8 protein-coding genes and 1 pseudogene are annotated in these 12,026 nt (G+C 62.3%); 7 read left to right on the top strand and 2 right to left on the bottom strand.

The window, feature by feature from the left end; all coding sequences use genetic code 11:
- Both CAK78_RS13025 and CAK78_RS13020 read right to left on the bottom strand, forming a co-directional pair.
- Positions 1 to 268, bottom strand: a 268-nt coding sequence (locus tag CAK78_RS13025) for a transposase (protein ID WP_141214188.1), incomplete at its 3' end; no start/stop codon positions are given.
- Positions 269 to 418: 150 nt separating this feature from the next.
- Positions 419 to 904, bottom strand: coding sequence for a hypothetical protein (locus CAK78_RS13020; protein ID WP_217900830.1), 486 nt, complete (start codon positions 902 to 904; stop codon positions 419 to 421).
- A gap of 644 nt (positions 905 to 1,548) precedes the next feature.
- Here CAK78_RS13020 and pheS point away from each other — a divergent pair.
- The 7 genes and pseudogenes from pheS to cobB form a co-directional block, all read left to right on the top strand.
- Positions 1,549 to 2,532, top strand: coding sequence for a phenylalanine--tRNA ligase subunit alpha (gene pheS / locus CAK78_RS13015; RefSeq protein ID WP_005300689.1), 984 nt, complete (start codon positions 1,549 to 1,551; stop codon positions 2,530 to 2,532).
- Between the two features lie 12 nt (positions 2,533 to 2,544).
- Entirely contained in the window at positions 2,545 to 4,932 is a 2,388-nt protein-coding gene (gene pheT / locus CAK78_RS13010) for a phenylalanine--tRNA ligase subunit beta (protein WP_094697545.1), read from the top strand.
- A gap of 3 nt (positions 4,933 to 4,935) precedes the next feature.
- Positions 4,936 to 5,232, top strand: a complete 297-nt coding sequence (gene ihfA / locus CAK78_RS13005; RefSeq protein WP_005300715.1) for an integration host factor subunit alpha — start codon at positions 4,936 to 4,938, stop codon at positions 5,230 to 5,232.
- 54 nt (positions 5,233 to 5,286) lie between these two features.
- Positions 5,287 to 9,246: a hybrid sensor histidine kinase/response regulator gene (locus tag CAK78_RS13000; RefSeq protein ID WP_176452783.1), complete on the top strand. Its 3,960-nt coding sequence runs from the start codon at positions 5,287 to 5,289 to the stop codon at positions 9,244 to 9,246.
- 1 nt (position 9,247) lies between these two features.
- On the top strand, positions 9,248 to 10,495 hold the full coding sequence (locus tag CAK78_RS12995; RefSeq protein ID WP_094697544.1) for a response regulator: 1,248 nt from the start codon (positions 9,248 to 9,250) through the stop codon (positions 10,493 to 10,495).
- Between the two features lie 3 nt (positions 10,496 to 10,498).
- On the top strand, positions 10,499 to 11,098 hold the full coding sequence (locus tag CAK78_RS12990; protein ID WP_017782894.1) for a GNAT family N-acetyltransferase: 600 nt from the start codon (positions 10,499 to 10,501) through the stop codon (positions 11,096 to 11,098).
- A gap of 70 nt (positions 11,099 to 11,168) precedes the next feature.
- Positions 11,169 to 11,960, top strand: a pseudogene (gene cobB, locus CAK78_RS12985) (Sir2 family NAD+-dependent deacetylase); the annotation flags it as partial.
- Positions 11,961 to 12,026 lie beyond the last annotated feature (66 nt).

Genomic DNA, 12,026 nt, shown 5'->3' with positions numbered 1-12,026 from the left:
CCAGAAACCACTTGGTCAGCGGGAGCTTGGTGTTTGCGAAAATAGTGTTCCCAGTCAATGACATCTGGTGATGGCAGTGATTGCATTGCAGCACGCGTGGCCGACTTTTCAGGTGACAACAGGTCTTGTTGGCACATTCAGGGCAGACAAAGCCGTGAGGAAAACGCCAAGTGAACAACGCGTTTTCGCACTGAGCTTCAGTGCCATAGTCCTTGAGAAGCTCAAACAGGCTGTAGCCTTTCTGGAATTGGACTTTGCTTTTGGCCATGATCTCGCTCCTCGATAACTGTGCATAAGATCAGTATAGTTCGGGGTGACTGCTAATCATGGGTAATCAGGTAACTTATTGATTTAAATTGTTTCCGCTTTTCCTCGTGTCCACATTTTCCGGGTCATATCGTTGAGTGCTGGCCGGTGATCAAGGAGCGGGTGGGGCAGGGAACTGAACGAAGGGCCCCCCTGGCATCTGCTCCGGCGCCAAATAGGCTGGTGCGGGATCACCTGCTGGCCCCAAATGCTTGGTGAAACGGTAAATTGCGCGAAGATCGTCTTCCGACATATCTCTTAGCGCGAACCATGGCATGGGTGGCCGGTATTGCCGGTTTTTTGCCCGGGCCAGCCACTGCTCTTCACTGATTGTCTGCATGTATCGGCGCAGGTTGCTCGGGTAGGTGGTGCCCCAGGGACCCCGCCAGCCGAGGCTGTCACCGGTCAGCCAGTCCTTCTCAGGTACTGCACCTCCGCTCTGTGCATAGCCAGGGGTATGACAGTCGTTGCAGCCCGATATCTTGAGCAGATAACGGCCGCGATCATGCATAGGATCTTCGCTGTTGGCACTCAATGGGCTGGTGAACAATGCGCTGATCAGGGTGATCCAGATCATTCCTGTGGTAGCATTTTTCATACTGAATTCCTGTCGATGGCTACGCGGCATCATGCCGCCCCAGACCTTAAAGTAAGGGTGATGCCGACTGTTCCCGCAAGGCAGGGAAGTGGGTGGATTGTCTGGCGGATAATCGGCCGCTCTCAGAACTCATCGCATACTAGTGACGCAGCCATGGCCAGACCCTGCAAGCAGGGGAGCGGTACGCAAGAAACCCCTCAGCGATGTGATTTTCCTCGATACATTGGCACATCCACCGCCTACCGCATGAGAGAAAGTGCCCAGTCATGGCGCCCTGAGTGTCGTTGCGAAGCTCTGGTGTGATTTCAATTAGCGCATGACTCGTTGATATGCATCTTGTTGATTTGATGGGTATGTGAAGTGGAATAGATCCTCCTTTTTTGTTGCCCGTAGTGGGATGGTGCAGCGGGGGAGCAGGCTTCACAGGTCCTGCTATCAGCTCAATATGCCAACAAGCTAGGTTAAATCCTCATTATTTCGGACAAGTGGGGAAGCTCTTGGGACTTGCTTGATATAACAAAATGATTTGCAGGGAGAAAAGGGCACCTTAACTATGGTCAGTGAAGGGGCTTTTTTTGTATTATTCCCCTCTTGACCTTATTTAGCCTAAAGGCTCCTGTACCGGGAGTGGTGACGAGGAAGACATGCAACAGCTTGAAGAAGTAGTCGGCCAAGCCAGGGCCGAAATTGAGGGCGTAAGCGACATCGCCGCCCTTGACGAAATCCGGGTCAAATATCTGGGTAAAAAGGGCTTTTTTACCGAGCAGATGAAGGGCCTGGGCGCCCTGTCCGCTGAAGAGCGTCCCGCCGCGGGCGCCGTGATCAACCAGGCCAAACAGCAGGTTCAGGATGCCCTGAACGGGCGTCGTGAAGCCCTCGAAGTTGCCGTGCTGAACCAGAAGCTGGCCGCCGAGACCATCGACGTCAGCCTGCCGGGCCGCCGCATCGAGAATGGCGGTCTGCACCCGGTGACCCGCACCATCGAGCGCATCGAGCGCCTGTTTGGCGAGATGGGCTTCAAGGTTGCCCGTGGTCCCGAGATTGAAGATGGCTTCCACAACTTCGATGCGCTGAATATCCCGGCGCACCACCCGGCGCGTACCGATCACGATACCTTCTACTTCAATCCTGATCTGATGCTGCGTACCCACACCTCGGGCGTGCAGATCCGCACCATGGAACACCAGCAGCCGCCGATCCGCATCATAGCGCCGGGCCGCGTCTATCGTAACGACTACGACATGACCCACACCCCGATGTTCCATCAGGTTGAAGGTCTGCTGGTTGACGAGCATGCCAGCTTCACCGAGCTCAAGGGCATCCTGCACGACTTCCTGCGCAACTACTTCGAGGAAGACTTGACCATTCGTTTCCGTCCTTCCTACTTCCCGTTCACCGAGCCGAGCGCCGAAGTGGACGTGATGGGCAAGAATGGCAAGTGGCTTGAAGTGCTGGGCTGCGGCATGGTGCACCCGAACGTGCTGCGTTCGGTCGGCATCGATCCGGAAAAATACTCCGGCTTTGCCTTCGGCATGGGCGTTGAGCGCCTGACCATGCTGCGTTACGGGGTCAACGACCTGCGTGCCTTCTTCGAAAACGACCTGCGCTTCCTCAAGCAGTTCAAGTAAGGGCGAGAGAACATGAAATTCAGTAAATCCTGGGTGATGGAGTGGGTCCGCACCGAGTTGAGTGACAACGCACTGGCCGAGCAGATCACCATGGCCGGTCTGGAAGTGGACGCCGTGGAAGCGGTGGCTGGCCAGTTCAACAACGTGGTGGTGGGTGAAGTGGTCGAGTGCGCCCTGCACCCGGACGCCGACAAGCTGCGGGTGACCAAGGTCAACGTGGGTGAAGAAGAGCTGCTGGACATCGTCTGCGGCGCGCCGAATTGCCGCGCCGGCCTCAAAGTCTGTGTGGCCAAGGTCGGGGCGACCCTGCCGGGTGATTTCACCATCAAGAAAGCCAAGCTGCGTGGTCAGCCGTCTCACGGTATGCTCTGCTCCTTCAGCGAGCTGGGCATCGACGTCGAGGCCGATGGCATCATCGAGCTGCCGCTTGACGCCCCTATCGGCACCGATATCCGCGAATACCTCGCACTCAACGACGTCAGCATCGACGTGGATCTGACCCCGAACCGTGCCGACTGCCTCGGCATCGCGGGTCTGGCCCGTGAAATCGGCGTGCTCAACAGCGTGGACGTGGTCGAGCCGACCTGGACCCCTGCTGCTGCCACCATCGACGCTACCTTCCCGATCCGGGTCGAAGCGCCGGCCGATTGCCCCCGTTATCTCGGCCGCGTCATCAAGGGGCTGAACCTGCACACCCAGAGCCCGCTCTGGATGCAGGAGAAGCTGCGCCGTGGCGGTATTCGCTCCATCGACGCCATCGTCGACATCACCAACTACCTGCTGCTGGAATACGGCCAGCCGATGCACGCCTTCGATCTGGCGACGCTTGAAGGGGAACTGGTGGTGCGCCGCGCCAAGGCCGACGAACCCATGACCCTGCTCGATGGCAACGAGGTGAAGCTCAAAGAGACCACGCTCGTTATCGCAGACGCCCAGGGCCCTGCCTGCATGGCCGGCATCTTCGGCGGCGATCGCACCGGCGTCTCCGAAACCACCACCGACATCCTGCTGGAGTGCGCCTTCTTCGCGCCGCTATCCATCACCGGCCGGGCTCGTGCTTACGGTCTGCACACCGACTCTTCCCACCGCTTCGAGCGCGGTGTCGACCCTGATCTGCAGGCCAAGGTGATGGACCGTGCCACTCGTCTGCTGCTGGATATCTGCGGCGGCGAAGCGGGTCCGGTCATCGAGGTCAAATCCGATGCCCATCTGCCCAAGGCTGCTCCCATCAAGCTGCGTCGTGCCAAGCTCGACAAGGTGATCGGCATCAGCGTGGCGGATGCGCAGGTGGTCGAGATCCTGACTCGCCTCGGCATGCAGGTGACCGTGGACGCCGACGGCTGGACCGCGCTGGCTCCCTCCTGGCGTTTCGATATCGCCATCGAGGAAGACCTCATCGAGGAAGTGGCCCGCATCTACGGCTACAACAACATCCCCAACCTCAAACCCGCCGCCTCTCTGGCGATGGTGGAACAGGCGGAAGGACAGGTGACCCTCAAGCGGGTGCGTGACCTGCTGGTCGCCCGTGGCTTCCAGGAAGCGATCACCTACAGCTTCGTCGATCCCAAGGCGCAGCAGACCCTGTTCCCGCAGAGCGATGCCATCGTGCTGCCGAACCCGATCTCGGTCGAGATGTCCGCCATGCGCGTGTCACTCTTCCCTGGTCTGGTGCAGGCGGTGGTTTACAACCAGAACCGCCAGCAGCCGCGCGTGCGCCTGTTCGAGCAGGGCCTGCGTTTCATCAAGGACGAAAATGCCGAGAACGGCATCCGTCAGGAGCCCATGCTGGCCGGCATCATCACCGGCGACCAGAGCGACGAGCACTGGGACATCAAGAGCCGCGCTGCCGACTTCTTTGATCTGAAAGGGGATCTGGAAGCGGTACTGGACTTGACCGCCGAAGGGGCCACCTTCACCTTCGAGCGGGCCGAGCACAGTGCCCTGCACCCGGGCCAGAGCGCGGCCATCCTGCGCAATGGCGCCGTAATCGGCCATATCGGCGTGATCCACCCGAGCCTCGAGAAGAAGCTGGGCCTCAAGAGCCGCGCCGTCATGTTCGAACTGGAGCTGGACAAGCTGACCCCGGCCAAGGTGCCGGTTGCAGCCGAAGTTTCCAAGTTCCCGGCCAACCGCCGTGACATTGCCGTGGTGGTTGATGTTGCGGTTCTGGCCGGCGATGTGCTGGCAGTAATTAAAAAAGTTGGCGGAAATCAGGTAGTTGGAATAAACTTGTTTGACGTATACCAGGGTGCTGGTATGGCCGAGGACAAGAAGAGCCTGGCCATCAGTCTTGTTCTGCAAGACACCCAGCGCACTCTGGAGGAGAAAGAGATTGCCGAGACCGTGGACAATGTCGTGCGGGCCCTTGGTGAAGAGTTGAATGCATCCTTGAGGGATTGATCTATGGCGCTTACCAAAGCCGACATTGCAGAGCACCTGTTCACCCAGCTCGGGATGAGCAAGCGTGAAGCCAAAGATATGGTGGAAGCCTTCTTTGAAGAGATCAGACAAGCGCTTGAGCGTGGTGAACAAGTCAAGATTTCAGGCTTCGGTAACTTTGATCTTCGTGAGAAGAACCAGCGTCCAGGACGTAACCCGAAAACCGGCGAAGATATTCCCATCAGCGCCCGGCGGGTGGTCACCTTCCGCCCTGGTCAGAAACTCAAGGCCAGGGTCGAAAATGTTGAGCCCAACGAGTGACAAAAAGCCAGGCAACCGCCTGGCTTTTACTTTTTCATGAAAAAAACCAGTCTACTGCTAGGTCTGCTGCTGGCCGCGCCACTGCAGGCGATGAATCTGCCTCTCTCCACGACCGCCAAGGCATTTGCCGATGCCACCAAGTCGCTGACCATCTGTTATCCGGCGCTCATCCGTCCTCCCTATCTTGATGAGTCGGGTGGGCTGCTGGTGGATCAGATGGCGAGGCTGGCTGAGCTGCTACCCTTTCCGCTCATCTACCAGAAGTTGCCCAACTGGTCTGCCGTGCGCAGCGGACTGCTGGAGGGGCGTTGCGATCTCATTCCCAACGTGGGTCCCTCTCTGGAGGTCCTGCCCGGGATGGCGCTCAGCCGTGCCATGCTGGAGGCCGAGTCCGCCATCCTCTATCGTGGCGAGCTGGATCAGGCCAGGTTCCTGGTTTCACCCATCTGGCAGGCGAACGAGGTGCTGCGGGCCCTCTATCCTCATTCAACCCAGCAGCCCCTGACCGAGGCGGACAACTGGTACGCGGCGCTGGCGGCAGGCAAGGGAACGGCCTACCTCGGCGACTACCTGCAGCTGCGTTACCTGATGCGCGAATACCCGGACACCGGGCTGCGGCTGCGACGCCTGCGCAGCGACGAGTTGGTGGTGAGCTACCGGCTGATGATGCGGGACAAACCGGCGCTGCGCGAGCTGATCGACACCGCTATCCGTTACCTGCCACCGGGCTCCCTCTATCAGGATCTCGACCGCTACCTGGCGCAGGGGGAACAGGACATCAACCCGCTCCACTTCACCGACAAGGAGCAGGCCTGGCTGGTTGGCACTTCCAGCGCCATCAAGCTGGTGGTCAACCCGGATCTGATGCCCTACAGCGGTCTCGATGAGCAGGGTGATCTCAACGGGTGGAGTGCGGACGTGCTGAAGCTGGTGAGCCAGCAGACCGGTCTCAACTTCCACGTGATCCCCACCACCAGCCGGGAAGAGGCGTTGGCCAAGCTGCAAAGCGGCGAGGCGGACATGATGGCCGGCCTGCTGGAAACACCGGCCCTGACCAATGTCTTCGACTTCACCCGGATCATGGCGATTAGCCGTTATGCCCTGGTGAGCCGCAAGACGCAGCCGTTCGACAAGCTGGCGTCGGTGAAGGGTGAGATAGTGGTGCCCGCCACTCTCTATGACGAAGAGATGCTGACCCGTCTGGAGGGCACGCATCGCTGGCGCAAGAGCGACACTCTGGCAGCGGGGATAGCGGCGGTACAAAGCGGCGCGGCTGACGCCATGCTGGCCGAGCTCTATCAGCTGCAATACCCGCTTCGCAACAATCAACTGGACGGACTGGAGGTGCGGGAGCTGCCGCAGCGCTTCGGGCTGGGGTTTGCCATCAGTCGGCACAGCCCCAGGCTTGCCGGGGTGATGGAGCAGAGTCTGATGACCCTCACCGGCAAGCAGAATGACGATCTCAAACTGCGCTGGCACCGACTGGTGCTGACCCAGCAGGCCGGGGTCAGCTACGGGATCTGGCTGGGCTCGGTGTTGCTGGCGCTGCTGATCAGTGCCGGTGTCATCTGGCTGATCTGGCGCTCGCGTCAGCAGCTGGCACGGGAGGTGAGTCAGCGCCAGGAGATGGAGCGGACTCTGGCACTGGAAAGCCAGTTCCGGGAGTCCTTGTTCCAGGCACTGCCGGTGCCCGTGTTCCTGCGGGACAATCAGGGTGAGATCATCAAGCGCAACAAGCAGGCCAAGCGGCTGGAGGCCCGCTATCTGGCGGAACTGCACCTGCCACAGGCCCAGTTGCAAGAGAGCGAGGGGGAGATGGCACTGGGTGATCAGGTCTACTCCTATGCCCAGATCCCGCTCCAGCTTGGCAAGCAATCGCCGGCGGGGGATCTCATCGCGCTCTCCAACATCAGTGCCCTGCGCGAGCGCACCCGCTTGTTGCGCCAGGCCGAGCGTCGCCTGCGGGCGCTGACCAATACGGTGCCCGGCGTGGTGATCCAGTTCCTGTTGCACAAGGAGGGGATCCGCCAGGTGGAGTTCATCAGTCGCGGCAGCTATGAGTTGCTGGGGCTGGCCAGCCAGCAGATCCGCCGCAATCCGGGCGAGGCGCTGGGACGGCTGGCGCCGCAGGACAAGGTCGAGATGCAGCAGCCCATGCGCGAGATGTTGCAGGCTGGCCAGCCCTTCTCCTATGCCCTGCGCTATCAGCATCCGCTCAAGGGTACCCGCTGGCTGCAGTTCTACGGCCGGGGGCGCAGTCTGCCTGGGCTGGGGTGGCGGGTATACGGGGTGGTGCAGGATGTGACGGTGCGGGTCGAGCAGGAACAGGCGCTGCAGGCCTCCCATGAGCGAGCCGAGCAGGCCGTGTTGGCCAAGGGCCGCTTCCTCGCGGCGGTGAGCCACGAGATCCGTACCCCCATGAACGCCATCCTGGGGCTGCTGGAGTGGCTCAGTCACACCAGCCTCAATGCCGAGCAGCACTCTGCGCTCTCCCATGTCAGGCAGGCAGGGGATGAGCTGCTGGGCCTGCTCAACGATGTGCTCGATTTCAGCCGCAACGAGAACCGGCAGCTGGCGCTCTCGCCCCAGCCCACCGATCTGGTGGACTTGTGCGAGCACGTGGCCGCCGTGCACTGGTCCAAGGCGCGCTCCAAGCGGTTGCAACTACGGCTGGATCTGGATCACCGGCTACCCGCCCAGGTGGAGCTGGATCCCCACCGCGTGCAGCAGGTGCTGCACAACCTGCTGGCCAATGCCATCAAGTTCAGCAGCCGTGGCGAGGTGGTGTTGTGGGCGCGGCGGGACGGTACCCAGCTGTTGTGCGGGGTGGATGACGAGGGGCCCGGCATCAGTGCCGAGCTGCTGCCACGCCTGTTCCTGCCCTTTGAACAGGGCGGGGAGGAGGGCCAGCCGCGGGCCCAGGGGACCGGGCTCGGGCTTGCCATCTGTCGCCAGCTGATGGAGCAGATGGGGGGCGAGATCCGGGTCGAGCCGCGCACGACCGGCGGCAGCCGCTTCATCTGTGTATTACCGCTGGTACTGCTGCAGGAGATGCCGCGCTGGCGCCCGCGGGTGAGCAGCGTCCATGTGGCGCTCGACGGGGCGGAGCGGGACTATCTGCTGCCCTGGCTGGGTGAGCTCGATCTGCAGGACGATCCGGCCGGCCCGCTGCTGATCGCTGCTCAGGATGAACAGGGGCTGCGCTACTGGGACTGGCAGGGCGAACCCTGGGTACCTGGCTCTGTGGTCAGCCTGCTGCAGCCGCGGCTGGTGCCCTCCGCCCAGGGCATGATCACGCAGCCAGGGCAGGGGATGCGGGTGCTGCTGGTTGAAGATCACGAGGTGAACCGGGTATTGATCAGCATGCAGCTGACCCAGCTGGGTGCCCAGGTGATCAGCGCGGCCAACGGTCAGCTGGCGCTCGACATGCTGCAGCACGAGACGGTCGATCTGGTGCTGACCGATCTGCAGATGCCGGTGATGGACGGGGCCGAGCTCTGTCGTCGACTGCGAGACTCCACGCGCTGGCAGCATCTGCCCACCTATGTCATCACCGCCGACCTCAGCGAGCCGGCGGCGGCGCAACTGGCCAGCTGCGGCTGCCGCGGCCATCTGGACAAGCCGTTGCTGCTTAAAGATCTGGCCAATCTGCTGCGCGGCCTGGGCGAGTCTGCACAGGCGCATACACCCGAGCCTCCCCCTCAAAGCGGTGTACCCGCCGAGGGGGAGGTCTGGGCTGAGCGGGAGGTGTCCATGCTGGCGCCAGAGCTTATCCCCCTCTATCTGGAGGCAACCAGGCAGGATCTGGCCGACATTGAGCGCTGTGTCACACAAGCAGACGAGATGGCACTGGAAGCCGCTTTACACAAGATGAAGGGGGCCGCCAAAATGGTGGGAGCCACCCCGCTTGTGAAGGTGATCGAGCAGTGGAAACGGGATCCACGGCAACCCCTGCTACCCCCGCTGCAGCAAGCTCTGGACGAGGTGTGCCGGCGACTACGTGAGAGGCTCTGACATGATCATCACAGATGAAGAGTTACTGGCGCTGCTGAACTCGGAAGAGACGGATGAGCGCCTGTTCCACCCCGTGACCATCTATGCCCTGGACGGGGTGGCCTATCGGGCGGCAAAAGCCGTCGAACTGCCGGAGTTTGCCACCCTGCGCCGCACCCGCCCCGATGCCTGCTGGCAGTGGGACGGGTTGTTCGCCGCCGGTGCCATCGCCCTGTTCGATCCCGACTCCCACGCCGGTGCTGACTACCTGCCGCAACTGACGGCGCAGGCCGAAGGGGTCTATCGCCTCACCGATGACTGGCTGGCAGGGGTCAATGGCCGTTATCTGGCGTGGCAGGAGTGGCTGGCCAAGACCCAGGTACTGCTGTTGGAGGATCACCCGTTTCAGGGGGCCCACATCCAGCAGGAGATCAGGGGACTGGGGTTGCCCTGTCAGTGGGTGCAGGATGGCAATGCCTGCATCAAGGCGCTGGCAGGTGGCGAGATCAAGCTGCTGGTGAGCGATCTCAGCCTGGTGGATCAGGATGCCATCAGCCTGCTGATGAGCCAGCCCCAGTACCAGCACAGTGGCCTGCCCATCGTGTTGCTCTCCGCCCACGACCAGACCCTGATCGACGGCGCCCGGCGCCTGCTGCACGATGCCGGGTTCAACGTACTGGCGGCCCTGGCCAAGCCGCTGCTGGCCGACGATCTGCTGAGCCTGCTCAAGGGGCTTTATCTGGGGCCGCAGCGTCAACGACGCCTGAGCGGACTGCGCCGCACCATCCGCACCTGGCAGGGGGAAGAAAAAGGGCTGCTCGGGCTCTTGTCCGATCCCCCGTCACCCTTGCCCATCTGGCTGGCGGTGACCGGCTTGCCGCCGCGTTGGGAGCTGGTGCGCGAGTGGCTCGTCCAGCGGGGCAGGGAGCCTGGCGAGCTAACCCTGCTGATCCACCGGCGTGACCACCTGCTGAGCCAGGCGGAGCGCTTTGCCCTGGTGCTGCAGGCGAGTCTGGCGGGGGCACGGCTCGCCCTGCTGCTGGACAACGATCAGCACATTCCGTTCGACTTGCTGGAGCGGATGCCGCTGCAGCAGCTGCTGCTGGGGCAGAGCCTGCTGCCGAGCCTGGAGGCCATGACCCCGGACTCCCTGCTGGGGCGCTTCATCAACCGAGCCCGGGAACTCGGCATCGCCCTCTATCTGGACGATCCCTTCAACCTGCTGGACCACAATCTGTGGCGCGATCGCGGTATGGCGGGGCGCTGGTAGAGGGTGGCCCGCTACCTCTGCTGGCCGCCGGACGAAGCCCGGCTGCGGCGCTCCCTGGCCGGCTGGCTTCATCCCCGTACTCGCGCCGACCTGCCGCTGATGATGGAGGTCGGGGGTGTTCCCTGCCGTTTGCAGGAGCTGGCGGGGGCTGATCCCGCCCGCATCCGGGCGGCTTATGACGAACTCGGCGAGCAGAGCGTCTACCTGCGCTTCATGCGCGCCAAGCAGAGGTTGAGCGACGAGCAGCTGGCCTTTTTCCTCGATTACCCCAGGGAACACCAGATCGGCCTGCTGCTGACCGACGGTCAGGGGCGGCCGCTGGCCCAGGCCCAGTCCATCCGGCGGCGGTTGCACCCGGATCGGGCCGAGTTCTCCTGCATCGTCGCCGATCACTTCCAGCACAGAGGGGCGGGGCGGCGCATCCTGCTGGCGCTGGCCTTGCTGGCGCGAGGCGAGGGGATCCGTGAATGGACGGCGGAGGTGCTGCCCCAGAATCGCCCCATGCTGGCGCTGCTGCGCGGGCTGGGCCTGCCGCTCACCCTGGTGACGGGGCGGGAGCTGGTGTTCGTGCGACTCGATTTGAGCGTGCTCGACACCCTGTAAGCGCCATCATAATAAGACCAAGGGCGAATAGGCCCGTTTTTCACCCTGTGCTAAGGTCAGCCAGAGAGCTAGCCAGAGGGAATCAGTCATGGTGCAGTCAGCGAAACACATCGTCATTCTTACCGGTGCCGGGATCTCGGCCGAGTCGGGCATCAAGACCTTTCGCGCCTGTGACGGTCTGTGGGAGGAGCACAGGGTGGAGGACGTGGCGACGCCGGAGGGCTATGCCCGGGATCCGGAGCTGGTGCAGGGCTTTTACAACTCCCGCCGCCATCAGCTGCAGCAACCTCACATTCACCCCAATCCGGCCCACTATGCGCTGGCCCGGCTCGAGCGCCTGCTGCCAGGCTGCGTCACCCTGGTGACCCAGAACATCGACAACCTGCACGAGAGCGCCGGCAGCAAGAATCTCATTCACATGCACGGTGAGCTGCTCAAGGCGCGCTGCCCAGGCTCGGGCCAGGTGATCGAGTGGCGCGGCGATCTCCATCAGGAGGAGCTGTGCACCTGCTGCCAGTTTCCCCAGCCGCTGCGCCCGCACGTGGTCTGGTTTGGCGAGATGCCGCTCGGGCTGGATCGCATCTACGGCGCGCTGGCCCAGTGCGATCTCTTCATCTCCATCGGCACCTCTGGCGCCGTCTATCCGGCGGCCGGTTTCGTGCACGAAGCGGGATTGAACGGGGCCCACACCATAGAGCTCAACCTGGAGCCGAGCGAAGTGGGCAGCCAGTTTGACGAGAAGCGCTACGGTCCGGCCTCCCTGCTGGTGCCGGCCTATGTGGATGAGCTGCTGCAACGCTGCGGCGTGCACCAGCCGGCGCAGATCGAGGGGCACAACTGGATGGAGATGCGCGGCCCCTAGCTATTGTGCATCGGCGCAGTTGCAATGAACCGGTGAAATCGCCACACTGGCAGCCAAAAAATGGGA

Source organism: Aeromonas sp. A35_P, from assembly GCF_002259925.1.
GTDB lineage: Bacteria > Pseudomonadota > Gammaproteobacteria > Enterobacterales > Aeromonadaceae > Aeromonas > Aeromonas dhakensis.
Note: the sequence above shows the minus strand (reverse complement) of the source record. Positions and strands in the feature narration are given on the sequence as shown.